Here is a 20,451-nt window from a genome sequence, read left to right as displayed (position 1 = left end):
AAAAGAGCGCAAAAAAAGACATGAAAACAATCTATCAAATAAAGCAGGTTTATTGTGAATAGACTTAGTTGTTCATGTCTCCATTTACCTCCGAATGTTACTTGTCTCGATTTTACGCTGTCTAACGGATTTTGTCAAATGAAAATCAAAAAATCCAGCCCTCTTAGACCGCCGATGCACCTTATCAATAGTCCCCACCTATGCTATACTAGAAGTAATACTGAAAAATGGAGATTATTATGGAAAATAAGTTTGTAAAGAAGCCAACACCTAAGGGGGATATGACAACAAAAATTGTTTTTATAGGTCTCTTAGTGGCATTGCTTTTTGTAATCGCAGGAACGGCTATCTTTTTTGCTGTGAGTGGTAGCAGTAAGGCTACCAAGGGCTCAGCCTCATCTAGCAAGTCAAGTACAACTGTCTATTCCGGCAGCAATGCAGAAGATCCCTTGTTTAAAATCACCCTGACAACCTTCGGGGATAATAAGGAATTTCTACTCGTGACACCAAATCCTGGTCATGATAGAAACATGTTTAACATTGTGGGGGTAGCTGGTCAATACCTAGTCACTCAAGAGTACAAGGGTGATGTATCTGGTAAGAAAAATGCCAAGGGTGAAACTCTTTATAAATATGACTACTTTAATATCTATGTGTATGACACGGAAAAAACAAATCAGAAACCTAAACAAATTGACCTTTTGAAATTGGCTAAAAAAGCTGGGGATGAAGATTATTTAAATCAGGCAGGTCTAAGGCTTTTCATGCTTAATGACCAAGCCTACTTACAAATGCCTTTTGGTGCATCGTCAGCTGATTTTGCTTCTAATAAAAAATACCTCAATCTCAAAACTCAAAAAATCGAGGAGATGAATATCTCAGCTAACTCGAATACTTTGGACTCGGAATTGGAGTACGCTAATGTTGATATGCGTAAGACTTTAGAGCCTTTTGGTCTTGAGATGTGGCCAGGTGCAACTAATGGTAAGGATTTTGATAATCCGTCTGGAACACCAATTGCGAGTCTACCTGCTCTTTATTACATTTCTGAAAAAGACAGGAGCCTCAATATGGATAGTACAAACTTTGCCAAAGAGCAAAAGGAAGCTTATGAAGCTGTTAAGACCAAACATGCTAGAATCTATACGCTTCCAAGTAAAATCAATAACGAAAGCTGGTTCAATACCTTGCTCCATTGGATGGCACCTGAAGGGCAGGATGCCTACGAGTTACCCGTTAGGGCTTTTAGGCCGACTCAGGAAGAAGGTAAAGTCAAGTCCTATCAAGAATTGCAGTCTTGGAATGACAACCATATCAGAAAAAAATAGAGGAAGTTACTTCTGGAACCAATAAGATGATTAACCCAAGTATGTGATGCTTGGGTTTTTTATTTTTTTAAAAAATGTAGTGGGTGACTATAGTCGTGAAAGGCAATTATTAAATTGTATATCAATGGTTTATCTAGGGTGTTACAGAATCGGATGGTTTGTAATAAGAAGGTAAAAATTAGAATCAAAGTGAGGAAATCAGCCAATAAAATGAGTTAAATCCTCTCATAAGTCTAACATCTTCCGTGAAAATCATGAGAAAGTTAGGAATGAAAAGAAAATAAAATAGAAATTTGAAAACGGTATAAAGCAAATAAAATCAAGGGTTTTACACTTGTAAGAATAAAAAACGAGCAAAAGCTGTTGGTTGAATTGTCAGACAACTTGATTTTTTTTAAAAAAAGTTGACTTAATCACTTGACCATGAATTGTCAGAATGTTAGAATGTAATAGAATCATGAGTTCAAGTATAGGATTCTTGTATACTCGTGACCTATAACTAACTATTTCATACAGAGGGAGACTTGAAATGTAAGACATTTTTAACAGACGCCAACGATTTTCATTGCGTAAATATTCGTTTGGTGTCGCTTCAGTCTTGCTAGGAACGGCACTCTTTGCTGCTCATACTGCACAGGCTGATGAAGTCACAGCACCTGATGCTTCTTCATCAAACCCTGGTTCATCAGTTGAGGGCGAGAGTTCTTCAGACCTGGTTGAGACGTCAACAGCATCAACAGCTCAAGCAGATCCTACTGCAGCTGTATCTTCAACTGAGGCAACTGCGTCAACATTTAACTTGACGCCAGAAGCTTCAACAACAGATAAGGCTGCCGCAGAGACAACTGACAAACAAGCTACAGAAACTGCAAAACCTGAAGCAGCTAAACCAGCTTCAGAGACTGCAAAACCAACTGAAAAAGCTGCTACAGAAACAGCTAAACCAGCTACAGCGGCATCTACAAATGCAGCTAGCAACAACGTTGAAACAACAGCTTCAGCGACAACCGCTGCAGCAACTCCAGCTGCAACAGCGGCTAATCGTACTGCTGCAACAGCCGCTCCAGTAGCTGAAGAAACAGCAGCAGCTGAAACTGCGGCAGCAGCAACAAGCGTTAAGCCAAACGTTACAGCACGTGCTTACTCAGTTAGAGCAGCTGCTGAAGATCGCAGTGCAACACTTGATCGCGCTGCAACTGATATGACAAATGGTGGTGCTTTGGCAACAAGTCGTAGCCGTCGTAGCCGTCGTGCTGTTACAGACCACAATAACGAGCCGGTTGCTGTAGCAACTTTCCTAAAAGACGGTGAAGTTGCTACACCTGGTATGACGGATCCAAATGGTGCAACTGTTGCATCTCAAACCGTACCAGCTGGTTACCAAGCTAAAGAAGGCGACTTCTATACGTATGCTATTTGGGATCTTACTAAATTCAATGAACGTTATGGTACAAAATATTATGCGCGTGCCTATAAGAGATTTGATGACTCTACCGATACAACGGTTGAATTGCTCGACAAAAATACTGGTAGTGTAGTTGAAACTAGAACGATTACCGCTTCTAGTGGGGTTCAAAAGTTCACGACTACTACAGCAGCGTCTAATAGCCAATTAACTTTCCAAGTAGATTATAAAGCTGGAACTGCTCCAAAGGGTAAAAAAGCAGAACCATTTATTCAAAATGGTTATGCAGTTGGAAAGAGTATCACAGACTTAGTAGCTGGTGGGCACCAACTTACGCCTGCAGAGCAAGCACTTTATACTGCGGTTTATAACGCTCGTACTACAACAGATATTTTAAACGTTGTTGAACCAGCTTACAATGGTCGTACAATTACTGATTCAAACGCTAAAATACCAGTAACAATTAATAAAACAACTTACTATAAAGTAGTTGATAAAAACAATCCGACATTTAACGCCAATAAAACAGATAAAACTGTTCAAGATTATAAAGAAAATGGCAATGAAGTTGAGTTAGCTTCATACACTCTTAAAGCTGAAGAAGGACAACGTTTCACAGCATCTGGCGAACGTCAATTTGATGGATACAAACTTTATCAAGCAGCTGATGCAAATGATCAATCAGGTACTGTAAGTCGTCCTTACACCGTTGGTACGAAATTCATGGATGCGGACCGTTACGGTATCAAACGTATCAAAGAAGTTGTTGGAGAAGATGGTTCAGTCGTTATTCGTGTTTACTTGCTAGATCCAAGACAACAAAGCAAACGTTCTGATGGTTCATTAAGTACCGATGGCTATATGTTGCTAGCAGAAACTAAGCCGATTAAACCAGGTGAATGGAATTCACAGGATTTAGTTGTTAAGAAAACACCTCTTAGAACAATTTCATATACAGAAACTAATCCAAAAACTGGAGCAGTCACACAATATCCTAACGGTAAAGAAGTTCCATTTGACTTCCAAAAAGCTTCTGGATATGAACCATATCATTCTGTATTCGTGCCATTCTTAGGAGATGGAATTGGACACGGTTCAGATAATGCGCAATTAGAGCGTGGAGTTACAGGTATCGGTACCAACGTTGACTTGCTCAACACTTTGACACCGTACAAACAACCTATTTACTACTATGTCAAACAAGAACCTGTAACAGTTACTCCAGAAGTTGAAAAACAACTTGAAGGACGTGTACTTGTTGATGGTGAATTCAGCTTCAAGATCAAAGAAGTCAATGAAAACAAATCACTTCCTTCATATGAAGAAACTGTAACTAACAAAAACGGTAAAGCTACATTTAGTAAATTAAGCTTCAATAAAGTTGGTACCTACAAATATACAATCTCTGAGATTGCAGGTTCAGATGCAAACGTTGATTACGATGCAATGACAGTTACTATGACAGTTACTGTTACAGAGAACTCTAAAGGTGATTTGCAAGCTTCAGTTAAATACAGTGGTACTGGTGGATTTGCTTCAAGTGCAGATGATAAAGTCTTCAACAACTACGTTGTAGCTCCAGTTAAGACTAAGTTTGACTTTAGCAAGGCTCTCGCAGGTCGTGAGTTGAAAGCCGGTGAATTTAGCTTCGTATTGAAAGATTCAACTGGTAAAGTTCTTCAAACTAAAACAAATACTAAAGCAGGTGTTGTAGCCTTTGATGATTTGACCTTTGACAATACTCAAGTTGGTACTCACAAGTACACTGTAGAAGAAGTTATCCCTGCAGCTAAAGAAGCTGGAATGACTTACGATACAATGAAGGCTGAAGTAACAATCACTGTTACTAAGGAAGGTCACGTTCTTAAAGCAACAAACACTCTTCCAACAGATACAGAATTCAACAATACTTTCACACCTGCTGCAACACAAGCACAATTCCGCTTCACAAAACGTTTGGAAGGTAAGACTCTTGAAGCTAATGCCTTCACATTCGAATTGCTTGAAAACGGTAATGTGATTCAAACTAAACAAAATGCGGCTGATGGTTCAATTCAATTTGACCCAATCTCATATGCAACTGTAGGTACACACACTTACACTGTACGTGAAAAAGCTGGAACAGATACAAACATTGATTACGATTCAATGAACGCAGTTGTGACTGTAAATGTCACAAAAGACGCTCAAACAGGTCTTTTGAACGCTGCCGTTACAATGCCAGCTGATACTGAGTTCAACAACTTTGCTGTAGCTCCAGTTAAGACTAAGTTTGACTTTAGCAAGGCTCTCGCAGGTCGTGAGTTGAAAGCCGGTGAATTTAGCTTTGTATTGAAAGATTCAACTGGTAAAGTTCTTCAAACTAAGACAAATACTAAAGAAGGTGTTGTAGCCTTTGATGATTTGACCTTTGATAATACTCAAGTTGGTACTCACAAGTACACTGTAGAAGAAGTTATCCCAGAAAATAAAGAAGCTGGTATGACTTACGATACAATGAAGGCTGAAGTAACAATCACTGTTACTAAGGAAGGTCACGTACTTAAAGCAACAAATACCCTTCCTTCAGATACAGAATTCAACAATACTTTCACACCTGCTGCAACACAAGCACAATTCAAGTTTACTAAGAAACTTGAAGGTAAAGAGCTTACTAAGGATGCCTTTACATTTGAATTACTTGAAAATGGTAAAGTAATCCAAACTAAGAAGAATGCGGCTGACGGAACAATCCAATTCGACGCTATTTCTTACGATAAAGAAGGTTCTCACACTTACACTGTACGTGAAGTAGCTGGAACAGATACAAACATCGATTACGATGATATGAATGCAGTAGTAACTGTTAACGTTACTAAAGATGCTGCATCTGGTATCTTGACTGCTAATGTTACAATGCCAGAAGATACAGAGTTCAACAACTTTGCAGTAGCTCCAGTTAAGACTCGTTTCGACTTCGGCAAAGCTCTTGCGGGTCGTGAGTTGAAAGCTGGTGAATTCAGCTTCGTATTGAAAGATTCAACTGGTAAAGTTCTTCAAACTAAGACAAATACTAAAGAAGGTGTTGTAGCCTTTGACGATTTGACTTTTGACAATACACAAGTTGGTACTCACAAGTACACTGTAGAAGAAGTTCAAGGTTCTGAAGCAGGAATGCAATATGATACGATGAAAGCTGAAGTAACAATTACTGTTACTAAAGAAGGTCACGTACTTAAAGCAACAAATACTCTTCCTGCAGATACAGAGTTCAACAATACCTTCACATCAGCTCCTACTCAAGCTCAATTCAAGTTCACTAAACGTCTTGAAGGTAAAGTACTTGAAGCAGATGCCTTCACATTCGAATTGCTTGAAAATGGCAATGTAATCCAAACTAAGAAAAATGCTGCAGATGGTTCAATCACATTTGATGCGATTGAATACAGCGCTGAAGGTGAACACACTTACACTGTGCGTGAAAAAGCTGGTAACGATACAAATATCGATTACGATACTATGAACGCAGTAGTGAAAGTTAAAGTTACTAAAGATGCCGCTACAGGTCTCTTGAGTACTGCTGTTACAATGCCTGAAGACACTGAGTTCAACAACTATGTTGTTGCTCCAGTTGTGACTAAGTTTGACTTTACTAAGAAATTGGCAGGTCGTGAACTTAAAGCAGGTGAATTCAGCTTCGTATTGAAAGATTCTACAGGTGCAGTAGTTGAAACAGTTAAGAATGATGCTGCTGGTAATGTTTCATTCTCTAACTTGTCATTCGACAACACTAAAGTAGGTACTCACACTTATACAGTAGAAGAAGTTATCCCAGCCAACAAAGAGTTTGGTATGACTTATGATAAGATGAAAGCTACTGTTACAGTTGAAGTTGCTAAGAACGGTCATTCATTGACTACAGTTACAAACGTATCTTCAACTGGTGGGGTTGATGCCAACGGTAATGCTACTGATGGTACTGCCGATAAAGAATTCAACAACAAAGTCACTCCTCCAACGCCTCCTGAATTCCAACCAGAAAAATTTGTCGTTTCTAAAGAGAAATATGACATCACTGGTGACAAGTTGATGGATGACGACGATGATGTACCTGGTAACGAGTACACAGCAACAAATGAGAATCCATATGTTGATGGTGTTAAAAACAACGAACCAGAAAACTTGAATACTAAGACTGTTGAACGCGGTTCTAAATTGGTATACCAAGTATGGCTTGATACTACTAAATTCACAGAAGCTAACAACATCCAATACGTTGGTGTATCTGATACATACGACGCAGAAAAATTGGACGTTAACGCTGCTGACATCAAAGCTTACGATTCAGTAACTGGTGCAGATGTGACTGCTAAATTCGACATCAAAGTTGAAAATGGTACAATCACTGCAACTTCTAAAGATGAATTCATCAAAGATAAAGTAAACAACCCTGTTATCGATACTACTAAGTTCGCCTTTGGACGTTACTATAAATTTGATATCCCAGCAACTGTTAAAGAATCTGTTAAAGCTGGTGCTGATATTGAAAATACAGCCAACCAAACAGTTCACGTTTACAACCCAGTAAGCAAGACAGTTGAAAAACCTGAAAAACCAACACAAAAACGTGTTAACAGCGTTCCAGTTCCAGTGGAAATGAACTTCACAAAACGTTTGGAAGGTCGTGAACTACAAGCTAACGAATTCGAATTCGTATTGAAGAAAGACGGCGTTGAAGTTGAACGCGTGAAGAACGACGCTGCTGGTAAGATTGTCTTCAAGACTCTTAAATTTGGTCGTGATGATCTTGGTAAGACATACAACTACACAGTAGAAGAAACTCCTGGTACAGATACAACTGTCAAATACGACACAATGGTTGCCACTGTTAAAGTTGTTGTTTCACACGACGGTACAGCTAAAGCAATCGTTGCCAACGTAACAGATGCTGCAGATAAAGAGTTCAACAATACAGTAACTCCACCAGAAGAACCTAAGTTCCAACCAGAGAAATACGTTGTTTCTAAAGCGAAATTCGATATCACTGGTACTAAACTCGTTGATGATGATTCTGAATTGACAGATAAATATGGTGAAACAAATACAAACCCATATGTTGATAATACAAACAACAACGAAGATGAAAACTTAAATACTAAGTCAGTTGAACGTGGATCTAAACTTTACTACCAAGTATGGTTGGATACAACTAAATTTGATGCAGCTAACAAAGACAATATCCAAACAGTAGGAATCACAGATAACTACGACAAGGATAAATTGACTGTTAATGCTTCAGATATCAAGGTTTACGACTCAGTTACTGGTGCAGATGTTACTAACAAGTTCGATATCACTGATAACAACGGTGTTCTTACAGCTAACCTTAAAGCAGGCTTCACTAAGTCACTTGGCGACGCTGAAAACACTCAAATCATTGATACAACTAAGTTCGAATTTGGACGCTACTATAAATTTGATATCCCAGCAACAGTGAAAGACGATGTTGTAGCTGGTGCAGATATCGAAAACAAAGCAGCTCAAGTTGTTAACTACTACAACCCAACAACTAAGAAAGTTGAAAAACCTGAAAAACCAACTGAAAAACGTGTCAACAGTGTTCCAATCTCAGTAGAATTCAACTTCACTAAGAAATTGGAAGGTCGTGACCTTAAAGCTGGCGAATTCACATTCGAGTTGAAAGATAGCGACAATGTTGTGATTGCAACTGCAACCAACGATGCAGCTGGTAAGATTAAATTCTCTCCAGTAGAGTACACAAATAAAGCTGGTAAAACTGTTACAGCTCTTAAATACCAGAAGGGTCAAGAAGGTACTTACAAGTACACTGTAACAGAGGTTAAGGGTACAGATGCAACTGTCACTTACGATGAAATGGCTGCTGTTGTAACTGTTACTGTTTCTCATGATGGGACAGCGAAAGCCTTGATCACAAACGTGACAGACCCTGCGGATAAAGAATTTAACAACCGTGTAACTCCACCAGAAGAACCTAAGTTCCAACCAGAGAAATACGTTGTTTCTGAAGAGAAATTCGATATCACAGGTGACAAGCTCGTTGATGATGATAAAGAGTTGGCAGACAAGTACGCAGACACAAATGCGAACCCATATGCGGACGATGCCTCAAACAACGAAAAACAAAACTTGAATACCAAGACTGTTAACCGTGGCGACAAGTTGGTTTACCAAGTATGGTTGGATACAACTAAATTCGACGCAGCTAACAAGGACAACATCCAATCAGTAGGAATCTCAGATGACTACGATGAAGCTAAGTTGGATCTTGATTCTACTAAGATCAAAGCTTACGATTCAGTAACTGGTGCAGAAGTAACTGATAAATTCGATATCACTGTGAACAACGGTGTGATCACTGCAACCCTTAAAGATGGCTTCACTAAGTCACTTGGCGATGCAGAAAACACTCAAGTTATCGACACAACTAAATTCGCCTTCGGACGTTACTACAAGTTCGACATCCCAACAACAGTTAAAGCTGATGTTAAAGGCGGAGTAGATATCGAAAATACAGCGGCTCAAGTAGTAAACTACTACAACCCAACAACTAAGAAAGTTGAAAAACCAAACAAACCAACTGAAAAACGTGTTAACAACGTACCAGTTGAAGTGGAATTCAACTTCACTAAACGTTTGGAAGGCCGTGAGCTTAAAGCTAACGAATTCAGCTTCGTGCTTAAAGATTCAGAAGGTAAGACTCTTGAAACTGTAAGCAATGATGCATCAGGTAACGTTAAGTTCTCTAAACTTGAGTTCAAGAAAGGCCAAGAAGGCGTACACAACTACACAGTAGAAGAAGTTAAAGGCTCAGACGCAACCGTTACATACGACACAATGAAAGCGAATGTAACAGTCACAGTTAAACACGATGGAACAGCTAAAGTTCTTATCGCGACTGTAGGCGACATTGCGGATAAAGAATTTAACAACCGTGTGACTCCTCCAGAAGAACCTAAGTTCCAACCAGAGAAATACGTTCTTAGCGATGGTAACGGTAAGTTCGATATCACTGGTACTAAACTTCTTGATGACGATAAAGAGTTGGCTGACAAGTACGCAGAAACAAATGCGAACCCATATGCGGATAAAGCTGATAACAACGAAGCAGAAAACATCAATACTAAAGCTGTTAAACGTGGCGACACTATTAACTACCAAGTATGGCTTGATACAAATCAATTTGATGCAAACAATAAGGATAACATCCAAACTGTTGGTATCACTGATGATTATGATGAAGCTAAATTGGAAGTTAAGCAATCAGATATCAAGGCTTACGATGGTAAGACTGGTGCTGATGTTACTGACAAGTTCGACATCTCTATCGCTAACGGCGTGATTACTGCTAACCTTAAAGCTGGCTTCACTAAGTCACTTGGCGATGCAGAAAACACTCAAATTATCGATACTGCTAAGTTCGAATTTGGACGTTACTACAAGTTTGTCATCCCAGCTAAGGTTACTGACGGTGCTTACGATGGTGCTGAAATTGAAAATACAGCAGCTCAAGTTGTAAACTACTACAACCCAACTACTAAGACTGTTGAAAAACCAAACAAACCAACTGAAAAACGTGTTAACAACGTTCCAACTGCTATCGAGTTGATCTTCGGTAAGACACTTAACGGACGTAAGTTGCAAGATAAAGAATTTACTTTCGAATTGAAAGATGAAAAAGGTAATGTTCTTGAAACAGTTAAGAATGATGCCGAAGGTAAAGTTAAATTCTCTACTATCAACTATGCTAAAGCAGATCTTGGTAAGACATTCAACTACACAGTAGAAGAAGTTAAAGGAACTGATACAACTGTTACTTACGATAACATGAAAGTCAATGTTACTGTTCAAGTTATCCAACCTTCAGTAGGAGATCAATTGTCAACAGTTATCTCTTACGCTACAGTAGGTGGAGATGCTTATGGAGGTGACGATCGTGTCTTCGATAACAACGTAACTCCTAACTTCAAACCAGAGAAATACGTTGTTTCAGAACCAAGCTTCGACATCATTGGTAATAAACTTGCTGATGACGACGATTCAGCTGATAAAGTTGAAATCCAAAACTTGAATGGTAAGACCCTCAAACGTGGTCAAAAGATCTACTATCAAGTATGGCTTGATACTCGTGACTTTACTGCAGAAAGCAACCTTCAAACAGTTGGTATCACAGATAACTACGAAGAAGCTAAGCTCGATATCGACGCTTCTGAAATCAAGGTTTACGATGGTATCACTGGTAAGGATGTTACAGACAAGTTCGATATTAAAGTTGAAAATGGTGTTCTCTACGGTACATCTAAAGCAAGCTTGACTAAAGCTATTAGTGCAACAGATGCTACTCCAGTCATCGATACAACTAAATTCGAGTTTGGTCGTTACTATAAATTTGATATTCCAGCTGTTGTTAAAGACATTGATGCTAACGACGGTGTAGATATTGAAAATACAGCTAACCAAACAATTCACCAATACAACCCATTCAATAAGAAAGTTACAACTCCTGAAAAACCAACTCAAACACGTGAAAACAATGTTCCAGTTCCACTCGAGTTCAACTTCACTAAACGACTTGAAGGCCGTGAGTTGACTGCAGGTGAGTTCAGCTTCGTATTGAAAGACAAAGACAACAAGGTTCTTCAAACAGTAACCAACGATAAAGATGGTCACATCAAGTTTGAAAAACTCTTGTTCAACAAAGCTGATCTTGGTAAGACATTCACTTACACAGTTGAAGAAGTAGCTGGTAAAGATACTTCAATCACTTACGATGCTATGAAAGCAACTGTAACAGTGGAAGTCACTAAGGAAGGTAAAGTTCTCACAACTGTCGTTAACCACGCTTCAACAGGCGGATTCGCTTCAAGCGCTAACGACAAAGAGTTCAACAACAAAGTTCGCCCACCAGAAACACCTAAGTTCCAACCAGAGAAATATGTTGTGAACAAAGAGAAATTTGACATCAAGGGTAACTCACTCGTTGATGATGATAAAGAATTGGCAGACAAGTACGCAGATACAAATGCGAACCCATATGCTGATGATGCATCAAACAACGAAAAAGAAAACATGAATACTAAGTCTGTTAAACGTGGTGAAAAACTTGTTTACCAAGTATGGCTCGATACAACTAAATTCGACGCTAACAACAAAGATTACATCCAAACAGTTGGTATCTCTGATGACTACGATGAAACTAAATTGGATCTTGATGCTTCAGCTATTAGAGCTTACGATTCAGTAACAGGCGAAGATGTAACAGCTAAATTCGATATCAAAGTTGAAAATGGTATGATTACTGCTAACCTTAAAGATGGCTTCACTAAGTCACTTGGAGACGATGCAAATACTCAAATCATCGACACAACTAAGTTTGCCTTTGGTCGTTACTATAAATTCGATATCCCAACCACTGTTAAAGACTCTGTTCCTGGTGGTGTAGATATTGAAAATACAGCTGGACAAGTTGTTCACTACTACAACCCAACAACTAAGAAGGTTGAAACACCTAAGGTACCAACTGAAAAACGTGTTAACAGTGTTCCAGTTGAAGTCGGATTCAACTTCACTAAACGTTTGGAAGGTCGTGAGCTTAAAGCTAACGAATTCACATTCGAGTTGAAGGATGCAGCAGGTAAAGTTGTTGAAACTGTTAAGAATGATGCAGCTGGTAACGTTAAATTCTCTAAACTTGAATTCAAGAAAGGCCAAGAAGGCGTTCACAAGTACACAGTAGAAGAAGTCAAAGGAACTGATGCAACTGTTACATACGATACAATGAAAGCGAATGTAACAATCACTGTTTCTCATGATGGTACTGCTAAAGCTCTTGTAGCAACTGTTGGTGAAATTGCTGATAAAGAATTCAACAATGCTGTTCGTCCACCAGAAAAACCTAAGTTCCAACCAGAAAAATATGTTGTTTCTGAAGCGAAATTCGACGTAACAGGTACTAAACTTGTTGATGATGATAAAGAATTGGCTAATAAGGTTGCAGATACAAATACCAACCCTTACGCTGATGATGCATCAAACAACGAATTGGAAAACTTGAATACTAAGTCAGTTAAACCTGGTCAAAAACTTTACTACCAAGTATGGCTTGATACAACTCAATTTGACGCTAACAACAAGGATCATATCCAAACTGTTGGTATCACTGATGACTACGATGAAACTAAGTTGGATGTCGATGCATCAGCAATCAAGGCTTACGATTCAGTATCAGGTGCGGATGTAACTTCTAAGTTTGACATTAAGGTTGAAAATGGTGTTGTTACAGCTAACCTTAAAGATGGCTTCACTAAGTCACTTGGCGATGCTGAAAACACTCAAGTTATCGACACTACTAAGTTCGAGTTTGGTCGCTACTATAAATTTGATATTCCTGCAACAGTGAAAGCAGACGTCGCTGGCGGTGTGGATATCGAAAATACAGCAGCCCAAGTTGTTAACTACTACAACCCAACAACTAAGAAAGTTGAAAAACCAAACGTACCAACTGAAAAACGTGTTAACAGTGTTCCAATTTCAGTAGAATTCAACTTCACTAAACGTTTGGAAGGACGTGAGCTTAAAGCTAACGAATTCAGCTTCGTGCTTAAAGATTCAGAAGGTAAGACTCTTGAAACTGTAAGCAATGACGCTAAAGGTAACGTTAAATTCTCACCTATTGAGTACAAGAAAGGCCAAGAAGGCACTTACAAGTACACAGTAGAAGAAGTTAAAGGTACTGACGGTACTGTTCAATACGACGGTATGAAAGCTCTTGTCACTGTTGAAGTATCACATGATGGTAAAGCGAAAGCTCTTATCACTAAAGTGAACGACCCAGCAGACAAAGAATTTAACAACACTGTTCGTCCACCAGAAAAACCTAAGTTCCAACCAGAGAAATACGTTGTTTCTAAAGAGAAATTCGATATCACTGGTATGAAACTTGTTGACGATGATGCTGAGTTGAAAGATAAAGTAGGCGATACTAACAAGGATCCTTATGCTGACAACACAGCTAACAACGAAGCTGAAAATATCAATACTAAGACACTCAAGAAAGGTGATAAGTTTGTCTACCAAGTATGGCTCGACACAACTAACTTCACTGACGCTCACAATATCCAATCTGTAGGTGTTACAGATAAATATGACAGCGAAAACTTGAACATCAATGTTGCTGATATTAAAGCATACGACTCTGTAACAGGAGAAGATGTGACAGCTAAGTTCGACATCAAGGTTGAAAATGGTGTAATCACTGCAACATCTAAGTCTGACCTTACTAAGTCACTCGGTGATGCAGAAAATACTCAAGTGATCGATACTGCTAAATTGGCATTCGGACGCTACTACAAGTTCGATATTCCTGCAACTATCAAAGGCACTGCTAAAGATGGTGTAGACATCGAAAATACTGCGTCACAAATCGTTCACCAATACGACCCAACTAAGAAATCTGTTGAAAAACCAGAAAAACCAACAGAAAAACGTGTAGTCAATATCCCAACTAAGGTTGAGTTTGAATTCACTAAGAAACTTGAAGGTCGTGAACTTAAAGCTGGTGAGTTTAGCTTCGTACTTAAAGACAGCAAGGGTAATGTGATTGAAACTGTAAGCAATGATGCTAACGGTAAGATCAAGTTCTCAGCTCTTGAGTACAAACGTGGTGAAGAAGGTACTCACGTCTACACAGTAGAAGAAGTACAAGGTAACGATGCAACTGTTACCTACGATAAGATGGTTGCTACAGTCGTTGTTTCAGTAACTAAAGACGGTAAAGTCTTGACAGTAACTTCTCAATTGCCAGAAGATACTGAGTTCAACAATATTGTGACACCACCGACTCCTCCAACTCCACCGACTCCACCAACTCCACCAACTCCACCAACTCCACCGACTCCTCCAACTCCAGTGGTTCCACCAGTGACACCACCAACTACACCAGAAGCTCCTAAAGGACCAGCACTCCCTGAAACAGGTGATGATGCGTCTATGGCAGCTATGGCTCTCGGAGGAATCCTTGCGGCAGCTGGACTTGGTTTGGCAGGAAAACGCAAAAAAGAAGACTAAGATAGTTCATAGGTTAAATCCCTCAACATAGTTAGTTAGACTATTTCAGTTTTCGAAAAAGAGACTCATCCCATAAGGGGTGAGTCTCTTTTGTGTCTAAAAATAATCTGACAAATATATTTTTCTGATTATTAAATTAGTTATAGGGATAAGTATGAATAAACTTATAGAATTATTTTAAAATCAGGGGATAACTTATAAAAAGTATTTATAACGGGTTATAAAAAAATTGTAATAGCTAAACTTAAGTGAGCAGATGTTTATATTATAAAAGATTATAAAAAAAGAAAATAATAAAATTATGACATTTTGTATTGCAAATTTACATTTTTTTGATAACATAATGGAAAGGGGATTAGAATAAATTTTTAGGAAGGGCAATTGGATAGTTAGAATTCCAATTGTTTTGGAGAACTATGGATAAAGATTTATTCAATGAGAAGAAAAGTCGTTTTTCTCTCCGTAAATTAAATATTGGTGTTTGTTCGGTATTGCTAGGAACACTTATTATGATTGGTGGGACTGCACAAGCGGATGAAAATACTGAAACGACAGCTGCACCGATTACGCCAGTAGCAGAAGCGGGTGAAACGACGGCGTCTTTAGTCGAGACTAGAACAGTCGCAGAGACAACGCCTGCAGCGACAAATCCTGTTGAAAGTGCAACAGTTGCAACAAGTGCTGAAGCACCAGCTACTGTCGCAACGCCTGCGACGTCAACAGCGCCTGCAACAACTACGGAGAGCGCTACATCACAAGCTGCAGCAACATCAGAAGCACCAGCAAGCACATCAGCAGCTCCAACTTCTGAAACTGCACAAGCATCGACTTCAGAGGCTGCTCAAGCAAGTAATTCTTCTGAAGCTGAAAAACCACGCGTTCGTTCACGTCGTGCGGTTCCTGCTGCAGCATCTACATCTGCAACAGAAGCATCTACTAAGAATGTATCAACTTCAATTGAAGCTGGTGACGAATATGTTACAATTCGTACAGATGCGGCTTCAACTGTTAAGGTAACGGTAGATGGTCAAGAAGTCTCAATTAACGGGGCAGATGGTGTTTATACCTTCAAACGTCCATCAGCAGGTGGTACTGTCGTAGCAACAGCTACAGATGCGTCTGGTAAAAATGCTACGAAACAGTTAATTGTCTCACCAAGTACTGTAAATGGTGTCATTAAACCTAGTGATTCATCACTTACAATTACTAATAAATTTGACACTACTGGTATCACAACTGATAAGGAATCTCCTTACGTTGTTAAGAACGCTGGTGTTGAGTTTAATAAAGTCAATGACGATGGTACCATCTCTCTTACTGGGACATCATGGACGCGTCTTGCGGGTGGATGGGCTAAGGATAAAGCTTTCCCTCTTGGAGCTCATATGATTTTGAACTTCCAAAATCCAACCTTCTATGAAAATATTGAAAAAATCACAATCAAACCAACGGCATCAGGAAGTGCACAAAGCTTTACACCTCATGAAGATGGTTCAGTTTGGTCAGTTCCAATTGCCAACAACACTGTAGCTTCTGGTGGTATTGGGGCAGCTTATGACCACCCAATTACTATTACCTTGAAAAATGGCAAGACCTTAAACGATCTTGGACTTGCAAACACACCATTGTCATTCTCATCTGCATGGATTACAGGTAAGGACTACGGTAGAGTAATTCCTAATAAACTGGTTCGTGAAAGTATTGACAACTCATGGTTTATTGCATCAGATAACGCTAAGAAAACTGCGTCTGATAATGGTTTGACCAACGCCTTCACAGGAACTCCTGGTAAGGGTGTGAATACACAACCAACTCTAAAAGTACTTCCACGTTTTACAAGCGATGGTAAGGCAGATTCAATTGAATTGGTTTATACCATGAAAGTATCTGCGGCTATGGGTGTTGTGAACTTAGGTTCAAATACCTTCCAATCTGTGCCTTATATTGAACAAGAATTGCCTAAGAGTCTCTTGCCATATCTTGATTTGAATGAAACTTATATTTACAAATCTGATGCGGATGGCTCTGCTGTAAGTGGTGTTCAAAAAACCAAGGTTGTCATGGATGCATCAGGGAAACTTGATACACGTAAGACAGATGCCATTAGTATTGCGACAAAATCTAACCCATCACAAAGTGATGTTGATAAGGTTCGTAATTATATCGACAAAAATATCTTAGGTACAGCCTCAGGGCAACTTGGTTCATATACAATTTCTTACAAGATTAAAGACACAGTTGATTCAGTTGAATTGGCTAAGAAATTGAATGCTGAAATCAAGAAAAATAACGGCATGCTTCTCTTTGAGCAATGGATGGAACGTGGTGTTAAACCAAACTTGAATGCTATCCAACGTAGCTGGAAAGGTAATACCGAAGGGGTTCATCAAGGGTCATATGCAAATGCCTTCCTTGATACTAACCTATTGATTGTTAATGCACCTAAGAATCAAACTTATGATGTGACTTACAGTAAATCAGTAGTCACTGCTGGAGACACAACTCAGCCACAAATTCCACTTGTACGTGATGTCGAAGGTAAGGAAGTATCTGTGCCTTCTGGTACAACTTTCAAAGCTGGCACACTTCCAGCTGGAATTGACTCTGTTTCTGTTGATGAAAGTACAGGGGCTATCACAAGTAAGACTTCTGCCAATGCGACTCCTGGCTTGATAAATGTGCCAATGCTTGTGACATATCCTGATGGAACAACTGAAACAGTCAATGTCCCAATTGAAATCAAGGCTAAACAAACAGATGCTGATAAGTATGAACCGACTGCTAAAGATCAAACAGTTAACATCGGCGAAACACCAGATGCTAAAGGTTCAATCGGCAATGTATCAGATCTACCAAATGGCACTACATTTGAGTATAAGACACCAGTAGATACAACAACAGCTGGTGAGAAGGACGCAACAGTCGTTGTAACTTATCCAGATGGCTCTAAGGATGAAGTCCCAGTTAAGGTAACTGTTAAAGATCCACGTACGGATGCGGATAAGAATACGCCAACAGCTAAGGATCAAACTGTCAATCTTGGTGAAACTCCAGATGCTAAGAAATCAATTGGTAATGTAGGTGATCTTCCAAATGGCACTACATTTGAATACAAGACACCAGTAGATACAACAACAGCAGGTGAGAAGGACGCAACAGTCGTTGTGACTTACCCAGATGGCTCTAAAGACGAAGTACCAGTTAAGGTAACAGTAGTTGATCCACGTACGGATGCGGATAAGAACACACCAACTGCTAAGGATCAAACTGTTAACGTAGGCGAAACACCAGACGCTAAAGGTTCAATCGGCAATGTTTCAGACCTACCAAATGGCACAACATTTGAGTACAAGACACCAGTTGATACAACAACAGCAGGTGAGAAAGATGCCACTGTTGTAGTGACATACCCAGATGGTTCTAAGGACGAAGTTCCAGTTAAGGTAACTGTTAAAGATCCACGTACGGATGCGGATAAGAATATACCGACTGCTAAAGATCAAACTGTTAACATCGGCGAAACACCAGACGCTAAAGGTTCAATCGACAATGTTTCAGACCTACCAAGCGGCACAACATTTGAGTACAAGACACCAGTAGATACAACAACAGTTGGTGAAAAAGACGCAACAGTTGTTGTCAATTACCCAGATGGCTCTAAGGATGAGGTTCCAGTTAAGGTAACTGTTAAAGATCCACGTACGGATGCAGATAAGAATACACCAACAGCTAAGGATCAAACCGTTAACGTAGGTGAAACACCAGACGCTAAAGGTTCAATCGGCAATGTTTCAGACCTACCAAATGGCACAACATTTGAGTACAAGACACCAGTTGATACAACAACAGTTGGTGAAAAAGACGCAACAGTTGTTGTCACTTATCCAGACGGTTCTAAAGACGAAGTTCCAGTTAAGGTAATCGTCAAAGATCCACGTACGGATGCGGATAAGAACACGCCAACACCTAAGGACCAAACAGTCAATGTTGGTGAAACTCCAGATCCTAAGAAATCAATTGGTAACGTAGATGATCTCCCAAGTGGCACTACATTTGAGTACAAGACACCAGTTGACACAACAAGTGAAGGTGACAAAGACGCTACTGTTGTCGTAACATACCCAGATGGTTCTAAGGATGAAGTTCCAGTTAAGGTAACAGTCGTAGATCCACGTACGGATGCGGATAAGAACACGCCAACAGCTAAGGATCAAACAGTTAAACCAGGTGATCAACCAAATGCCAAAGATTCAATTGGCAACGTTGGTGACCTTCCAGAAGGCACTACCTTCGAGTACAAGACACCGGTTGATACTACAACTGAAGGTGACAAAGACGCAACAGTTGTTGTCACTTACCCAGATGGTTCTAAGGATGAAGTTCCAGTTAAGGTAATCGTTAAAGATCCACGTACGGATGCGGATAAGAATACCCCTGTAGCTAAGGATCAAACAGTTAAACCAGGTGATCAACCAAATGCCAAAGATTCAATTGGCAACGTTGGTGACCTTCCAGAAGGCACTACCTTCGAGTACAAGACACCAGTTGACACAACAACAGAAGGCGAAAAAGATGCAACAGTCATCGTCACTTATCCAGATGGCTCTAAGGATGAAGTTCCAGTTAAAGTAACTGTTAAAGATCCACGTACGGATGCGGATAAGAATACCCCTGTAGCTAAGGACCAAACAGTTAAACCAGGCGACCAACCAAACGCTAAGGATTCAATTGGCAACGTTGGTGACCTTCCAGAAGGTACTAAGTTCGAATACAAGACACCTGTTGATACAACAACTGAGGGTGACAAAGACGCAACAGTTGTTGTTACATACCCAGACGGCTCTAAGGACGAAGTCCCAGTCAAGGTAACAGTTAAAGATCCACGTACCGACGCCGATAAGAATACCCCTGTAGCTAAGGATCAAACAGTTAAACCAGGCGACCAACCAAACGCTAAGGATTCAATCGGCAACGTTGGTGATCTTCCAGAAGGTACTAAGTTCGAGTACAAGACACCAGTTGACACAACAACAGAAGGTGACAAAGACGCAACAGTGGTTGTGACTTACCCAGATGGTTCTAAGGATGAAGTTCCAGTTAAGATCATCGTTAAAGATCCACGCACCGATGCGGATAAGAACGATCCAACAGCTAAGGATCAAACGGTTAAACCAGGCGACCAACCAAACGCTAAGGATTCAATTGGCAACGTAGGCGACCTTCCAGAAGGCACTACCTTCGAGTACAAGACTCCGGTTGACACAACAACAGAAGGCGAAAAAGACGCAACAGTCATCGTCACTTATCCAGACGGTTCTAAGGACGAAGTACCAGTTAAGGTTATCGTCAAAGACCCACGTACCGACGCCGATAAGAACACACCAACGGTTGACAATCAAGAAACTAAAGTAACTCCAGCACCAACAGTTCATAAACCTGCTCCTGCATCAGACACAGTTCGTGTCGCTTCAAAAGCAACACCAGCTGCAACTGATACTAAGCAAGCTTTGCCTGAGACAGGTGAAAACACATCATTATTGGCCACTCTATTAGGTGGTTTGATGACAATGGCTGGACTTGGTTTGGCAGGAAAACGCAAAAAAGAAGACTAAGATAGTTCATAGGTTAAATTCC

General features: G+C 39.8%; 3 protein-coding genes. All 3 read left to right on the top strand.

Annotated elements, in window-relative coordinates; genetic code table 11:
- Window positions 1-239: 239 nt before the first annotated feature.
- Complete coding sequence (locus SSAL8618_RS07255) at window positions 240-1,328, top strand: hypothetical protein (protein ID WP_038676466.1); 1,089 nt, start codon at window positions 240-242, stop codon at window positions 1,326-1,328.
- 565 nt (window positions 1,329-1,893) lie between these two features.
- A complete protein-coding gene (locus SSAL8618_RS07250) occupies window positions 1,894-14,817 on the top strand; it encodes a streptococcal pilin isopeptide linkage domain-containing protein (RefSeq protein WP_371212471.1) in 12,924 nt (4,307 codons plus the stop codon).
- Window positions 14,818-15,233: 416 nt separating this feature from the next.
- Window positions 15,234-20,429, top strand: a complete 5,196-nt coding sequence (locus SSAL8618_RS10930; protein WP_080730935.1) for a Rib/alpha-like domain-containing protein — start codon at window positions 15,234-15,236, stop codon at window positions 20,427-20,429.
- Window positions 20,430-20,451: the final 22 nt, after the last annotated feature.

The organism is Streptococcus salivarius (assembly GCF_000785515.1).
GTDB classification, from domain to species: Bacteria; Bacillota; Bacilli; order Lactobacillales; family Streptococcaceae; genus Streptococcus; species Streptococcus salivarius.
Note: the sequence above shows the minus strand (reverse complement) of the source record. Positions and strands in the feature narration are given on the sequence as shown.

What these genes read in the sequence shown, in the direction of transcription:
- SSAL8618_RS10930 (WP_080730935.1), top strand. Translation starts at nt 15,234, where the DNA reads ATGGATAAAGATTTATTCAATGAGAAGAAAAGTCGTTTTTCTCTCCGT.
- SSAL8618_RS07255 (WP_038676466.1), top strand. Translation starts at nt 240, where the DNA reads ATGGAAAATAAGTTTGTAAAGAAGCCAACACCTAAGGGGGATATGACA.